Annotated in this window: 12 protein-coding genes, 1 tRNA gene and 1 pseudogene; 5 read left to right on the plus strand and 9 right to left on the minus strand. The window is 71.9% G+C overall.

All coding sequences use genetic code 11. The features are described from left to right. Position 1 precedes the first annotated feature (1 nt). The gene (locus OO63_RS28330; RefSeq protein WP_030360675.1) at positions 2 to 775 is read right to left on the minus strand and encodes an ABC transporter ATP-binding protein; all 774 of its coding nucleotides are present in this window, start codon (positions 773 to 775) and stop codon (positions 2 to 4) included. 473 nt (positions 776 to 1248) lie between these two features. Here OO63_RS28330 and OO63_RS28335 point away from each other — a divergent pair. Beyond that, a tRNA-Leu gene (locus tag OO63_RS28335) sits at positions 1249 to 1332 on the plus strand. Positions 1333 to 1421: 89 nt separating this feature from the next. On the opposite strand, the gene OO63_RS28340 is transcribed toward OO63_RS28335, so the two are convergent. Beyond that, entirely contained in the window at positions 1422 to 2219 is a 798-nt protein-coding gene (locus OO63_RS28340) for a VOC family protein (protein ID WP_030360676.1), read from the minus strand. A 157-nt stretch (positions 2220 to 2376) separates the two neighbouring features. Here OO63_RS28340 and OO63_RS28345 point away from each other — a divergent pair, with 157 nt between their 5' ends. Next, on the plus strand, positions 2377 to 3552 hold the full coding sequence (locus OO63_RS28345; protein ID WP_030360677.1) for a 4-hydroxybenzoate 3-monooxygenase: 1176 nt from the start codon (positions 2377 to 2379) through the stop codon (positions 3550 to 3552). 150 nt (positions 3553 to 3702) lie between these two features. Then, on the plus strand, positions 3703 to 4626 hold the full coding sequence (locus OO63_RS28350) for a Bax inhibitor-1/YccA family protein (protein WP_030360678.1): 924 nt from the start codon (positions 3703 to 3705) through the stop codon (positions 4624 to 4626). A 140-nt stretch (positions 4627 to 4766) separates the two neighbouring features. On the opposite strand, the gene OO63_RS28355 is transcribed toward OO63_RS28350, so the two are convergent. Further along, complete coding sequence (locus OO63_RS28355; protein ID WP_030360679.1) at positions 4767 to 4997, minus strand: DUF4287 domain-containing protein; 231 nt, start codon at positions 4995 to 4997, stop codon at positions 4767 to 4769. A gap of 101 nt (positions 4998 to 5098) precedes the next feature. Between OO63_RS28355 and OO63_RS28360 the strand changes: the two genes are divergently transcribed. Next, positions 5099 to 5410, plus strand: a complete 312-nt coding sequence (locus tag OO63_RS28360) for a hypothetical protein (RefSeq protein ID WP_030360680.1) — start codon at positions 5099 to 5101, stop codon at positions 5408 to 5410. Between the two features lie 51 nt (positions 5411 to 5461). Here the strand turns inward: OO63_RS28360 and OO63_RS28365 are convergent, their stop codons facing one another. From OO63_RS28365 to OO63_RS28375, 3 genes are all read right to left on the minus strand, one after another. Further along, positions 5462 to 6286 carry a hypothetical protein gene (locus OO63_RS28365; protein ID WP_030360681.1) on the minus strand — a complete coding sequence of 275 codons (825 nt, stop codon included), beginning with the start codon at positions 6284 to 6286 and terminating at the stop codon, positions 5462 to 5464. 319 nt (positions 6287 to 6605) lie between these two features. Continuing rightward, on the minus strand, positions 6606 to 7826 hold the full coding sequence (locus OO63_RS28370; protein WP_030360682.1) for an acetyl-CoA C-acetyltransferase: 1221 nt from the start codon (positions 7824 to 7826) through the stop codon (positions 6606 to 6608). Between the two features lie 330 nt (positions 7827 to 8156). Continuing rightward, positions 8157 to 9170 carry an SGNH/GDSL hydrolase family protein gene (locus OO63_RS28375; protein WP_078619410.1) on the minus strand — a complete coding sequence of 338 codons (1014 nt, stop codon included), beginning with the start codon at positions 9168 to 9170 and terminating at the stop codon, positions 8157 to 8159. A 267-nt stretch (positions 9171 to 9437) separates the two neighbouring features. Between OO63_RS28375 and OO63_RS28380 the strand changes: the two genes are divergently transcribed. Then, complete coding sequence (locus OO63_RS28380; protein ID WP_030360684.1) at positions 9438 to 10829, plus strand: cystathionine beta-synthase; 1392 nt, start codon at positions 9438 to 9440, stop codon at positions 10827 to 10829. A gap of 310 nt (positions 10830 to 11139) precedes the next feature. Here the strand turns inward: OO63_RS28380 and OO63_RS28385 are convergent, their stop codons facing one another. From OO63_RS28385 to OO63_RS41715, 3 genes and pseudogenes are all read right to left on the minus strand, one after another. After that, positions 11140 to 11565, minus strand: coding sequence for a hypothetical protein (locus tag OO63_RS28385; protein ID WP_030360685.1), 426 nt, complete (start codon positions 11563 to 11565; stop codon positions 11140 to 11142). A gap of 86 nt (positions 11566 to 11651) precedes the next feature. Continuing rightward, on the minus strand, positions 11652 to 12380 hold the full coding sequence (locus tag OO63_RS28390) for a carbonic anhydrase (protein ID WP_030360686.1): 729 nt from the start codon (positions 12378 to 12380) through the stop codon (positions 11652 to 11654). 126 nt (positions 12381 to 12506) lie between these two features. Then, a pseudogene (locus OO63_RS41715) lies at positions 12507 to 13723 on the minus strand (purine-cytosine permease family protein). Positions 13724 to 13817 lie beyond the last annotated feature (94 nt).

Raw genomic sequence — 13817 nt, forward strand, 5'->3', positions numbered from 1 at the left:
GCTAGCTGGTCCGGCCCTTCGCGTCGAAGTGCTTCATCCGGTCGAGCACCCCGTCAGCGGTCGGCTGCAGCATCTCGTCCACGATCCGCCCGTCGGCCAGGAAGATCACCCGGTCGGCGTACGAGGCGGCGACCGGGTCGTGGGTCACCATGACGACGGTCTGCCCCAGCTCACGCACCGAGTTCCGCAGGAAGCCGAGAACCTCGGCGCCGGACCGCGAGTCCAGGTTCCCGGTCGGCTCGTCCCCGAAGATGATCTCCGGCTGGGAGGCAAGCGCACGGGCCACGGCGACACGCTGCTGCTGACCGCCGGACAGCTCGGTCGGCCGGTGGGACAGGCGCCCGGCCAGACCCACCATGGAGATGACCTGCTCCAGCCACTGCTTGTTCGGCTTGCGGCCCGCGATGTCCATGGGGAGCGTGATGTTCTCCAGGGCGGTCAGCGTCGGCAGCAGATTGAAGGCCTGGAAGATGAACCCGATCTTGTCCCGGCGGAGCTTGGTGAGCTGCTTGTCCTTGAGGGTGGACAGCTCGGTGTCCCCGATGCGCACGGAGCCGCCGCTGAAGCTGTCCAGGCCCGCCACGCAGTGCATCAGCGTGGACTTGCCGGAGCCCGAGGGGCCCATGATCGCGGTGAACTCGCCCTGCCCGAAGTCCACGGAGACATGGTCCAGAGCGACCACCTGGGTCTCACCCTGGCCGTACACCTTGGACAGATCCGTGGCGCGTGCGGCCACCTGGGTGGCGCGGGCGGCGAAGGAAGTGGTGGTGGTCACGGGCGGATGCTCCTGTCGGGACGGCGAGTGGGGTACGTACTCCATCGTCACGGCGGAACGGCCCCGTGGAGTCAGCCGCTGTTCCGGTTCCTGGGGGCGACTCCGGTCGGACTCGGTGGGGGCATGTCATACCTGGGGATGACGGGCGGCCCCTACTCGGGATCGGGGCCGTGCTCCCTTGTACGGGTGTTCACGAGGCCTTCGGACAGGGGTCACGGCAGGGGTCATCAGGGGGCGCTAAAGGGGCGGGGAAACACGGCGCGGACGTGTCGCCCGTGGACGGCTAAATTCCGTCAATTCCCTCACCGGCGCGTGCCCCCGCCCACAGGGCCGATGGCAAGTACCACCGGCCAGTACCGCGTGCTGATGCACCCTCAGACGTCAATAAAATAAGACAACGTCGGGCTGTCGTTCCGCTGTTCGGGGGATGCCTCCCGATAAGGTCGAAGCCTTGTTGCGGAGCCCACGCACCTGCCCGGATGGTGGAATGCAGACACGGCGAGCTTAAACCTCGCTGCCCCTTAGCGGGCGTACCGGTTCAAGTCCGGTTCCGGGCACCTCCGCCCCCTTTCCCGTCACCACAGGCGCGGCGCGTCCCGTACGCGCACGGGCGGCGCGCTCCCGCGCGCCGCCGCGTGACGGATCGTCAACTCGACGGGGCCTGCTCGCTCTTGATCAGCGCGAACGGCGCGCCCGCGGGGTCGGTCAGCATGGCCATCCGGCCGATCCCGGGGGCGTCCATCGGCGGGATGAGCGTCGTGCCCCCGGCCTCAAGACCCTTGGCGTAGACCGCGTCGCAGTCGGCCACCTCGAAGTACGGATGCCACTCCGGGCCCGAGCCCGCGTCCAGGTTGTCCTGGTGGAGCTGCATCAGGCCGCCGTGGCTGTTGTCCTCCGTGCCGCCCGCCGGGGTCAGCACGGTGTACGTCATGCCCTGGCCCATGTCCATGTCGGTGAGCTGCCAGGAGAACACCGCGCGGTAGAAGTCCTTCGCCGCCGCCGCGTCCGTGGTGTACAGCTCGGCCCAGGTCAGCGAATTGGGCGTGTTCACGAGGTCCACGCCCTTGGTGTCGCCCGGCTGCCAGACGGCGAAGTCCGCGCCCGCCGGGTCGCTGAACTGGCCCATCCGGCCGAAGCTGAACACATCGTCCGGGGGCACCCGCACCGTGCCGCCCGCCTGCTCGACGGCCTTGGCGGTGGCGTCCGCGTCCGCCGTGTGGAAGTACAGCGTCCAGGCGGAGGACGCGCCCTCCTCGGTCAGCGGGCCGAGCCCGGCGACGGTCTTCTCGTCCTGCACGAAGAAGCCGTACCCGCCGCCCTGCGGGCCCGCCGACTGGAACTGCCAGCCGAAGACGGCGGAGTAGAACGACACCGCGGCGTCGGTGTCCGGTGCACCTAGATCCAGCCAGTTCGGAGCGCCGGGGACGAAGTCGGTGGAAAGCATGGTCCTGCCCTTCGAAGGTGGGTTCCTGGGCTCTTCTCAGCATGGCAGCCGCCCCTGACAACCGCGCCACGAGCGCGGGGGCACCAGGGGCGCGGAGTCGGCCCCGGCGCGCCGCCCCACCGTTGACACCCGCCCCGGGCGGCCCGACACTCCCGTGATGCGCACCACCGTCGCGATCATCGGAGCGGGCCCCGCGGGCCTCCTGCTCGCCCGTCTCCTGGACGCCGCCGGCATCGAGTCCGTCGTCCTGGAGAGCCACGACCGCGCCTACGTGGAGCGGCGCCAGCGCGCCGGGATCCTGGAGCACGGCACGGCCGACGCGCTGCGGGCCGCCGGGGCGGGCGCCCGCATGGACCGCGAGGGCCTGCGCCACACCGGCATCGAGCTGCGCTTCGAGGGCCGCAGGCACCGCGTCGACTTCCCCTCCCTGACCGGCGGCCGCTCGGTGACCGTCTACGCCCAGACGGAGGTCTGCAAGGACCTGATCGCCCTGCGGTTCCGGGGCGGCGGCCCGCTGCTCTTCGGGGCCGAGGCGCTCGCCGTCGAGGACGCCGACACCGACGCGCCACGGGTGCGCTACCGCCACGAGGGCCGTGAGAGCGTCCTGCACTGCGCGTACGTCGCCGGGTGCGACGGCTACTGGGGCGTGTCCCGGGCCGCGGTGCCCGCCGCGCTCTCCCGGACGTACGAGCGCAGGTACCCCTACGCCTGGCTCGGGGTCCTCGCCGACGCGCCGCCCTCCCACGACGAGCTGGTCTACGCGCGGCACGACCGCGGCTTCGCCCTCCTGAGCATGCGCTCGCCCACGGTCTCCCGCCTCTACCTCCAGGTCCCCGAGTCCACCCGGGCGGCCGACTGGAGCGAGCGGGCGATCTGGGACGAGCTGGACCTGCGGCTCGCCACCGACGGCGGCGGGCGGCTCGCGCGCGGCCCGATCACGGCCACCTCCGTCACCCCGATGCGCTCCCACGTCCACGAGCCGATGCGGCACGGCAGGCTCTTCCTCGCCGGTGACGCCGCCCACATCGTGCCGCCCACCGGCGCCAAGGGCCTGAACCTGGCCGTGGGCGACGTCGTCACCCTCGCCCGCGCCCTGGTCGCCCACCACACCGACGGCGACCCCACGGGCCTCGACACGTACTCCGCGACCTGTCTGCGCCGGGTCTGGCAGGCCGAGCGGTTCGCGTACGCGATGACGGCCATGCTGCACCGCGACCCCGACGCCACCCCCTTCGACGACCGGCTCCAGCTGGCCCGCCTCGACCGGATCGCCACGTCCCGGGCGGCGGCGACGGACCTGGCCGAGAGCTACACGGGTCTGCCGTTCGACTGAGCGGGCGCCCGGAGGGGGCGGAACACCGGAGCCTCGGTGAGCGTTCCTCGTAACAGATGGGGAAAGATCCTCCCTGAGCACTAGGGCTGGATCTTTGCCAGCCCATTACTCTTGAACCAAAGCCACGCACGGTGGCCATGGAGGAGTGAGATGAGGAGCAGTAACCCGGTCTTCTCGCGACGGGGGTTCAGCCGCGACAACGGCTATGCGGGCTTCAACGCGCAGCCGCAGGCCGGGGGAGCCGCAGCCGTCGGGACGCAGCCCAATCCGTACGCGCAGGGCAACCCGTACGCGGGCGCGGGCCAGCAGGCCCCCGCCAACCCGTACGCCAACAATCCGTACGCCCAGCAGGACCTCCAGGGCGCCCCGCCCCAGTCCCCGGTGACCACCGGCCGCATGACGATGGACGACGTCGTCATGCGCACGGCCACCACGCTCGGCGTCCTCGTCGTCACGGCCGCGCTCGCCTGGGCGCTGCTGCCCGTGGACGACGCCAACTTCGGCAGGTCCGTCGGCATCGCGGTCGGCGCCGGTCTCGTCGCGATGATCCTGGGCTTCGTCCAGGCCTTCAAGCGCAAGGCCTCGCCGCCGCTGATCCTGGCGTATGCCGCCCTCGAGGGTGTCTTCCTCGGCGTCATCTCCAGCGTCGTCGACAACCGCATCGCGAGCGGGGCGGCCATGCAGGCCGTGCTCGGCACGATGGCGGTCTTCCTCGGCGTCCTGGTGGCGTACAAGGCCGGCTGGATCCGCGTCAACCGCCGCTTCTACGGCTTCGTGATGGCGGCCGCCCTCGGCTTCGTCCTGCTGATGGCGGTGAACCTGCTCTTCGCCGTCTTCGGCGGCGGTGACGGTCTCGGCTTCCGCAGCGGTGGCCTCGGCATCATGTTCGGCATCATCGGCATCCTGCTCGGTGCCTGCTTCCTGGCCCTGGACTTCAAGCAGGTCGAGGACGGCATCGCGTACGGCGCCCCGCGCGAGGAAGCCTGGCTCGCCGCCTTCGGCCTCACGATGACGCTGGTGTGGATCTACATGGAGTTCCTGCGGCTCATCGCGATCCTGCAGGGCAACGACTGACGCCCGCCCCCGGGCGGCTGACGTCCTGAACACGGCCGAAGGGCCCGCGGAACGCCTTCCGCGGGCCCTTCGCCGTTGTCTGCCTGGCTTGCGTTGGCTTGCGTTGCCTGCCTGTCTTCGCGGGGGAACGGGGGTCGGGGTCAGAGCAGTTTGCGTGCGGCGCGGCGCAGGTCGTACTCGTGGATGATCGCCTTGGCGTGGCCGTACGCGAGGTTGTGTTCGCCGCGGAGCCAGCTGACCTTCTCCTCGAAACGGAAGAGAGAGGGGCCCTCGTCGACGGTGCGGAGCCAGTCGGAGACTTCACGACCTGTGCAGTGGGGGATGCGCGCGAGCAGATTTCGGTGGGTCTCCTCGGAGAAGACTTGGGACATCGGCGCCTCCGGACGCGTTCGATGTGGTCCGTCCTTCACGCCACCGTGCCTGAGCGTTCGGGTATTGGCAACAGTCCCTGCTCGACGCGTAGGGTCGCACAGTGCTCGATACGACGCCTTTGATCACGGCCGTTGACCGATTCGCGGACCGGCTGCGGGCCGCGCCGCAGTCCAGACTGCAGCGCGGGGCGGCGGCCGAAGCGCTGGAGCTCGCGAGGGAGTTGGCCCTGCGCACACAGGTGCGGGAGACACCGGGGAGCGAGCCGCGCCGGATGCCGGACGCCGGAATGTTCGCGGCGGCCGACCAAGTCACCGTCGCGGGGCGGGACCTGGCCCTGGTGCTCGCCGACGAGGGGGAACTCGAGGAGGCCGTGGAGCTGGTGGAGCAGGCCCTCGGGCGGGCCGGAATCTGACCGGATCCGGCGCCCTGGGGCTCCGGAGATCCGCTGTCGGACCTGTCGCCGTCAGACGCTCGCGATGACGCGGTCGGCGAGGATGTAGACGTTCTCCGCGCCGCACGCGAACGTCAGGGCGTACGCGCCCGACACACCGGAGCCGCCGAGCAGGACCGGGGCCTGGCCGTCGCGCAGGGCGGCGGCGAGCAGCTCCGCGGTCTCGCGGTGGCCCGGGGTCATGCAGAGCGTCGTGCCGTCCGTGAAGACGTAGACGTCCAGGGTGCCGAGGGGGCCGGGGCGGACGTCGGCGAGCGCCGTGCGGGCGTCCGCGAGCTCCTCCAGGCAGGCCACGGTGCGCTCGTGGTCGCCGTGGGCACTGGACTGGACCGGCACGAAGTCGGGGTGGGAGGGATGGCGGCGGCGGGCCGCGGCCAGCTCGGGGGAGTCCGCGGCGAACTCGTCGGCGGCCCCGGCCGGGTCGGCGAAGGGCTCGACGACCGGCTCCAGGCTCTCCGACTCCAGGCCCGCGAGATCGGCCTGGCGCGGCAGGAACAGCTCGTCCGCGATGCCCTCGGGAAGGCCGCTGAGGAGCGAGGGCGTGTCCGCGATGTCCCGGGCCTCCTGGGCGGCCCAGAAGGCGCGCGCCTCGGCCAGCTCGCGCTCGCGCTCCTCGGCGAGGGCCTCGGCGACCGCGGCGCGTATCTCCTCGGTGTCCACCGCGGTACGGGCCGCGGGTACCACGACGCGGCCGGCGGCCGCGCCGCGGCTCTCGGCCAGCTCGGTGCGCAGCTCGGTGATCTGCTGCCGCAGGCCCCGCACGGTGTGCAGGGTGGCGGTGCCCACGGCCGTGGCAGCGGCCGCGGAGAGCAGCAAGGCAAGATGCATGGCGCTCACTGACGTACTCCCGGTTTCAAGTCGACCCCCGACTTCCTACATCAGCTTGAAGCCTGCACCATCCCGCTGTCAGTGCATTACGTCACGAATTGGACAGGACTTTCGGCCCGGTGTTTATTCGCGCATCCATGCTGACCTGGGCAATTGCCCCTCCCTCAGGAGATTGGTCACATCCTGGGGGAGATTGGGTCACGAATGAGTGGAGGGGCCGAAGTGGCCGCCGCGTCCCGGCTCGTGAGACGGGCGGCCACGCAGGGTGCCGGTCCGGCCGCTTCGGGGCGTCGCTCGGGCCGACCCGCTGCACGCCTCTCGGCGCGGCTCAGCTCAGGCGCTCGATGACCATCGCCATGCCCTGGCCGCCGCCGACGCACATCGTCTCCAGGCCGAACTGCTTGTCGTGGAACTGGAGGCTGTTGATCAGCGTGCCGGTGATGCGGGCGCCGGTCATGCCGAAGGGGTGGCCGACGGCGATGGCGCCGCCGTTGACGTTCAGCTTCTCCAGCGGGATGCCCAGGTCGCGGTAGGACGGGATGACCTGGGCCGCGAAGGCCTCGTTGATCTCGACCAGGTCGATGTCGCCGATGCCGAGGCCCGCGCGCTTGAGGGCCTGCTTGCTGGCCTCGACCGGGCCGAGGCCCATGATCTCGGGGGAGAGGCCGGAGACGCCGGTCGACACGATCCGGGCCAGCGGGGTCAGGCCGAGCTCCCGGGCCTTGGTGTCGCTCATGATCACCAGGGCGGCGGCGCCGTCGTTCAGCGGACAGCAGTTGCCCGCCGTGACCAGGCCGTCGGGGCGGAACACCGGCTTGAGCCCGGCCACGCCCTCCAGGGTGACGCCCGCGCGCGGCCCGTCGTCCTTGCTGACGACCGTGCCGTCGGGCGTCGTGACCGGGGTGATCTCCCGCTCCCAGAAGCCGTTCTTCAGGGCCTCCTCGGCGAGGTTCTGGGACCGGACGCCGAACTCGTCCATGTCCGCGCGGGTGACGCCCTTCAGGCGGGCCAGGTTCTCGGCGGTCTGGCCCATCGCGATGTACGCGTCCGGGACCAGGCCGTCCTCGCGCGGGTCGTGCCAGTCGGTGCCGGTTTCCTGGGCGCGGGCCGCGGTGCGGGCCTCGGCCTCGGCGAAGAGGGGGTTGTGGGTGTCGGGCTGGCCGTCGCTCGTGCCCTTCACCGAGCGGGACACCATCTCCACGCCCGCCGAGATGAAGACGTCGCCCTCGCCCGCCTTGATCGCGTGCAGCGCCATCCGGGAGGTCTGCAGCGAGGACGAGCAGTAGCGCGTGATCGTGCAGCCGGGGAGGTGGTCCATCCCCATCTGCACGGCCACGATCCGGCCCAGGTTGTGGCCCTGCTCGCCGCCGGGCAGGCCGCAGCCCAGCATCAGGTCGTCGATGTCCTTCGGGTCGAGCGCGGGCACCTTGGCCAGGGCGGCCTGGACGATCGTGGCGGTCAGGTCGTCCGGGCGCAGCTCCTTCAGGGAGCCCTTGAAGGCGCGGCCGATGGGGGAGCGGGCAGCGGAGACGATCACGGCTTCGGGCATCACGGGCTCCTACTGGCGGGGGCGCCCTGGGTCAGGGCAGGACTCCCTGGGAAGTTACCTGCACGTATCGCTGTCGGTCACGGGGCGGGGGCTGTGACGCGGGCCGCATTTCTAAGCGGGTGCTCAGGTCGGCCTCGCGGGGGCGCCCCAGTCCCGCCCCTTCTCCGAAACCGGGGCTGCGCCCCTGGACCCCGCTTATCGGCGCTCCGCGCCTCGTCCTCAAACGCCGGACGGGCTGAAATCAGCCCGTCCGGCGTTTGAGGAGCGGGGGTCTGGGGGCGGAGCCCCCAGTTTCGGTGAAGGGGTGGGACTGGGGCGCCCCGCGAAGGCCTACGGGATCGGCGACGGGTCCGGTTCCTGGATGCGGCGGCGGCGCCTGCGCTTGAGGAGGGCCCAGGGGCCGCGGGGGCCCGTGGGCATGGCGCCGGTGACCTCGGTGCCGCCCTCGGAGGCGGCTTGCGCGGCCGCCCGGGCGACGGGGAGGAACCCCTCGCGCCGCGACACGTCGGGCCGCTCCTCCTCGGGCCACAGGCCGAGGGCCGCGCACAGCGTGGGCAGGACGGCCATCGCCGCGGTGGCGTACCCCTCCGCCGAGGGGTGGTAGTTGTCGGGCCCGAACAGCTCCCGCGGGTTCGCCGCGAACTCGGGCCCGAGCAGGTCGCTGACGGACACCGTCCGTCCCCCCTGCTCCACCACCCCGATCGTCTGCGCGGCGGCGAGCTGCCGCGAGACCCGCCGCGCCAGCCACCGCAGCGGCTGGTAGACGGGCTCGATGGTGCCGAGGTCGGGACAGGTCCCCACGACCACCTCCGCCCCGGCGGTCCGCAGCCTGCGCACCGCCGTGGACAGGAACCGCACCGACCGGGTCGCGGGCATCCGGTGGGTGACGTCGTTCGCCCCGATCATCACCACGCACACATCGGGCACCCAGCCCGTCTCGTCGGACAGGACCAACGACACCTGTCGCTCCAGGTCGTCGGACTGCGCCCCGGGCTGCGCCACCACCCGCACGTCCACCGGCCGCTCCGCCACCGCGGCGAGGCCGGAGGCGAGCAGCGCCGCCGGGGTCTGCTGCGCCCGGCGCACGCCCTGCCCCGCGGCGGTGGAGTCGCCGAGCATGGCGAACCGCAGCGGCTCCCCGCACTCGGACCGCTGGGCGAACGCCGCCCCGTACCGCCCGTTCGCCCGCGGCGGCGCCCCGTACCCGCCGTTGCCCACCGATCGCTTGGCCAGCTGCACCTCGGCGAGGACGATCCCGACCGTGGCCGCGCCGAGCAGCCCGATGCCTCCGCCGCCGTACGCCGCGCCCGCGGCGATGCGCCGCGCCACCCTCGCCCTCGACATGCTCCGCCGTCACCTCAGTCCAGTCGTGTGGAGCCCATTTCGTCCCGTACATCCAGTCATTGCCCCGTCGGGCAGGTCGGCCAATCGCGAGCGGAGGTGAACGGGGGAGTCTGAGCCGTAGGCTGGCGGCACCGAAAACCTCGTGCGGCGTCCTCGGGCGCGGGCCGGTGGGGGCCGCGCGACACCTGCGGCCCGCGCGCGGCTCGTCCGTCCCCGTGGGCGGCCACGACATCGCAGCCCGGATACCCCGGAAAAACGGAGACCACGGTGCATTTCCACGACTCGATGATCAGCCTCGTCGGCAACACCCCGCTGGTGCGGCTCAACAACGTGACCGCGGGCCTCAAGGCAACGGTCCTCGCCAAGGTCGAGTACTTCAACCCCGGCGGCTCCGTGAAGGACCGCATCGCGCTGCGCATGATCGAGGCGGCGGAGGCCAGTGGCGAGCTGCGCCCCGGCGGCACGATCGTCGAGCCGACCAGCGGCAACACGGGTGTCGGCCTGGCCATCGTGGCCCAGCAGAAGGGCTACAAGTGCGTCTTCGTGTGCCCGGACAAGGTGTCGACCGACAAGATCAACGTGCTGCGCGCGTACGGCGCCGAGGTGGTCGTCTGCCCGACCGCCGTCGACCCCGAGCACCCGGACTCGTACTACAACGTCTCCGACCGCCTCGTACGCGAGATCCCCGACGCCTGGAAGCCGGACCAGTACTCCAACCCGAACAACCCTCTCTCGCACTATCACTCCACCGGCCCCGAGCTGTGGGAGCAGACGGAGGGGAAGATCACCCACTTTGTGACCGGCATCGGCACGGGCGGCACGATCTCCGGCACCGGCGGATATCTGAAGGAGATCTCCGGCGGCAAGGTCAAGGTCGTCGGCGCCGACCCCGAGGGCTCGGTGTACTCCGGCGGGTCCGGGCGGCCCTACCTCGTCGAGGGCGTCGGTGAGGACTTCTGGCCGACGGCCTACGACCGGAACGTCACCGACGACATCGTCGCGGTGTCCGACAAGGACTCCTTCCAGATGACGCGGCGCCTCGCCAAGGAGGAGGGCCTGCTCGTCGGCGGCTCCTGCGGCATGGCGGTCGTCGCCGCGCTGCGCGTCGCGGAGGGCCTCGGCCCGGACGACGTCGTGGTCGTGCTGCTTCCCGACAGCGGGCGCGGCTACATGAGCAAGATCTTCAGCGACGAGTGGATGAACGACTACGGCTTCCTGGAGGAGGCCGGCGACCAGCCGCGCGTCGGCGACGTGCTGCGCCGCAAGGAGGGCGGCGAGCTGCCCTCCCTCGTCCACATGCACCCCGAGGAGACCGTCGGCGAGGCCATCGAGGTGCTGCGCGAGTACGGCGTCTCGCAGATGCCGATCGTCAAGCCCGGCGCGGGCCACCCGGACGTGATGGCCGCCGAGGTCATCGGGTCCGTCGTCGAGCGTGAGCTGCTCGACGCGCTGTTCGCCCAGCGGGCCTCGCTCGGCGACCCGCTGGAGAAGCACATGTCCGACCCGCTGCCGCAGGTCGGCTCGGGTGAGCCCGTCGCCGACCTGATGTCGGTCCTCGGCTCCGCCGACGCCGCCATCGTCCTCGTCGAGGGCAAGCCGACCGGTGTGGTGAGCCGTCAGGACCTGCTCGCGTTCCTCGCGGAGCAGCAGGGCTCGTAGGCGGTTCCCCGGGGCGGGCGCGGTCGGCCGCACGGCTGCCGTGTCCGCAACCGGGCGGCGGGCGGCGGAACTTCGCGGAAGCGGTACGAAGGCGACACGTCCGCGCAGCACCCGCTTAACACGCGTACGGCACCTTGGTGGGTGTCGGCGTCAGGACTTCCGGAGCGGCTCCCAGACCTCCAGCGGCGCCCGGACGCGGGGCCCGGTTCTGACCCGGCCCGCGTCCCTCGCGGGGACCGCCGTCGTCCCGTCCTCCGGGCCCGCCCGGAGGGTGCGGCGGTCCCCGCGCCACCCGCGTCTTCGCGCAGGTCTAGTCCGACCACTCCGACTTGCGGCCGCGGCGGAGCGCCGACAGCAGGCCCGTCCCCCGGGCCGCGTGCACCGCGTTGACGCCCACGATGCCGAACCAGGTCACGAACAGGCCGGGCAGGTCCGCGTTGACCACGCCGATCGCGGAGAGCGGGATGGCGAGGATCAGGGAGACCACGCCGAAGCCGAAGCGCTCGCCCCAGGAGTCGACCCCGCTCGCGGGGTTGCGCGCGCCCCGGGCCACGATCATCTGCTGCTCGGCCAGGTGCCTGCGCATCTGGCGGTCGATCGTGCTGTCGAGGCGCTTCTCGACCTTTTCGAGGAACGAGTCGACGAGCGCGGACTCGTACTCTTCGCCGAGGTCCTTGCGCGCGTGCAAGGCGGCGTCGAGTTCCTTCTTGAGTTCGGCGTCACGTGGGGCTTCCATAGCCCATACGGTACGCAGAGTCCGCCGCCCTGACAGTGGGGGTAGCCCCCCATTCGACCCTGGGCCAGGCCCTAGGGGGTCCCAGGTCAGGGCAGCACGCGCACCAGGCCGGAGTCGAGGTCGTAGCGGGCGGCGACGATCGTGGCGGGCCGGAACGCGGTGTCCGCGCGCAGCGCGTCCCGCATGCGCCGGGCGTGCGCGGCCACGGTGTGGTCCACCCAGTCGCCGGGCTCGTCCCGGCAGGCCCACGCGGACGGGCCGATGCCCTCGACGAGCCGGGCGAGGTGCCCCGGCACCTGCTTGCCGGTGCGCAGCTGCTCTATCGTCGCCGCCACCGCCCCGCACCGCTCGTGCCCGAGGACGAGCAGCAGCGGTATGCGCAGCTCCGCCACCCCGTACTGGAGGGAGCCGAGCACCGCCTCGTCCAGGACCTCGCCCGCCGTGCGGATGACCAGCAGGTCGCCGAGCCCCTGGTCGAAGATCAGTTCCGGCGGCACCCGGGAGTCGACGCAGGACAGGACCGTCGCGAACGGATGCTGCTCGTGGGCGACCTCCAGGCGCCGCGCCCGGTCCTCATGCGGGTGGAGCGAGCGGATCCTCGCCCAGCGCCGGTTCCCTTCGAGGAGGGTCGCGAGGGCCTTCTGGGCAGTGCCGGGGCGGGCGCGGTCCACGGCCGGGCGGGCGGGGGCCGGCGCGGCGGAGGCCACGGCGGTGGCGGAGGTGAGCACGGTGGCGGCCGTCGCGGTCAGGAAGGCCCGGCGGTTGGCCGGGGATCTGCGGGCGACGGCGGGGGGTATGGGCGGGGTGGTGGGCATGACGCGTCCTTCGGGGTCCGGGGCGGCCCGCCCGGGTGCGGGCGGGGGCGTGCGGCGGTTCAGGCTACGCAGCGCCCCCGAGGCATCAACTGCCCTTGATTCGGGCTTTGTTGATTTCGCGTCAGATCATGACGCGCGCGATACCGGCTCTTGAACCGGCGCCGGAGTCCCGTGCAGCGTCCGCTCCGGGATGTGTGCCGTGTTCCGGCGCGCCACGGCCCAGTACAGGAGCGCCGGGACCGCGAGCCCCACCATCCAGGAGATGTCCGCGCCCGCCATGGGGGTCCCCCCCTGCTCCTTCAGAGCCCGGGGGAGGGTCCACCAGCGGGCCGGTGTAGAAGTGCGTGACGAGGAAGGGGAGCTGGGCGAGGAGGCCGACGCCGTAGACGGTGAGGGCGTCCCAGCGCCACGCGCCGTAGCGGCCGCGGGGGTCCGACAGGGCCGGGATGTCGTAGCGCTCCTTGGAGATCAGGTAGTAGTCGACCAGACCGGTGCCGCCGAGCCCCACGACGTACTCGACCTGGTCGCCCATGAACGCCCCGCCGGCGCTCGCCGCCACCAGGACCCCGAACGTCATCGACCTCCCCCAAGCTCTTAATGAGCAGGGGGACCCCCATCGCGCCGAGCGCCGAGCCGGACAGCGTCCACCAGAACGTGGCCCGCCCCGACGTCGTCCTCGGCAGATAGCGCGAGTAGTCCGCGACGTACGGCCCGAACGCCAGCTGCCAGGACGCGGACAGGGAGACCGCGAGCAGGAACATCGGCAGGTCGAAGTGGGCGTCGGAGAGGAGCGCGGAGAGGTCGACGCGGTCCAGGAGGCGGATGCCGAGGTAGAGGAACGCGAGCGCGCAGATCACGCTGGCCACCCGGCCGAGCGCGTGGATCACGCGGTAGCCGACCGCCGCCATCACGGCCGTGACCGCCGCGAACAGCACGATGCCGGTGGTGTCGTCCGTGTGCGTCAGCTCCGCCGTGGCCTGCCCCGCGAGCACGCTGCCGCTCGCGAAGAAGCCCACGTACATGAGGATGACGAGCAGCAGCGGCACGACGGCGCCGCGCACCCCGAACTGCGCCCGGGACTGGATCATCTGCGGCAGCCCCAGCTTCGGGCCCTGCGCCGAGTGCAGTGCCATCACCGCGCCGCCCAGGACGTTGCCGAGCAGCAGGCCGACGACCGGCCACACCACGTCCCCGCCGAACACGACGGCGAGCGCTCCCGTGACCACGGCCGTGATCTGGAGGTTCGCGCCGAGCCAGAGCGTGAACTGGCTGAACGCCGTGCCGTGCCGCTCCGCGTCGGGGACGACGTCGATGGAGCGGCGCTCCACCAGGGAATCTGCCATGGCCTGCCCCTGCTTCCGCGTCTTCGTGCTGCCTGAGTGAGTCGCTTGCCCGGCTGTATATCGTCATGCAGAGTTCTCGGTACCTGAATAGGTT

It is taken from the genome of Streptomyces alboflavus (assembly GCF_000716675.1).
In the GTDB taxonomy this organism is placed as follows: domain Bacteria; phylum Actinomycetota; class Actinomycetes; order Streptomycetales; family Streptomycetaceae; genus Streptomyces; species Streptomyces alboflavus.

Coding starts and splice junctions, on each gene's coding strand:
- OO63_RS28345 (WP_030360677.1), top strand. CDS start 2,377: ATGCGCACCACCGTCGCGATCATCGGAGCGGGCCCCGCGGGCCTCCTG.
- OO63_RS28370 (WP_030360682.1), bottom strand. CDS start 7,826: ATGCCCGAAGCCGTGATCGTCTCCGCTGCCCGCTCCCCCATCGGCCGC.
- OO63_RS28390 (WP_030360686.1), bottom strand. CDS start 12,380: ATGCCCACCACCCCGCCCATACCCCCCGCCGTCGCCCGCAGATCCCCG.
- OO63_RS28375 (WP_078619410.1), bottom strand. CDS start 9,170: ATGTCGAGGGCGAGGGTGGCGCGGCGCATCGCCGCGGGCGCGGCGTAC.
- OO63_RS28350 (WP_030360678.1), top strand. CDS start 3,703: ATGAGGAGCAGTAACCCGGTCTTCTCGCGACGGGGGTTCAGCCGCGAC.
- OO63_RS28355 (WP_030360679.1), bottom strand. CDS start 4,997: ATGTCCCAAGTCTTCTCCGAGGAGACCCACCGAAATCTGCTCGCGCGC.
- OO63_RS28340 (WP_030360676.1), bottom strand. CDS start 2,219: ATGCTTTCCACCGACTTCGTCCCCGGCGCTCCGAACTGGCTGGATCTA.
- OO63_RS28385 (WP_030360685.1), bottom strand. CDS start 11,565: ATGGAAGCCCCACGTGACGCCGAACTCAAGAAGGAACTCGACGCCGCC.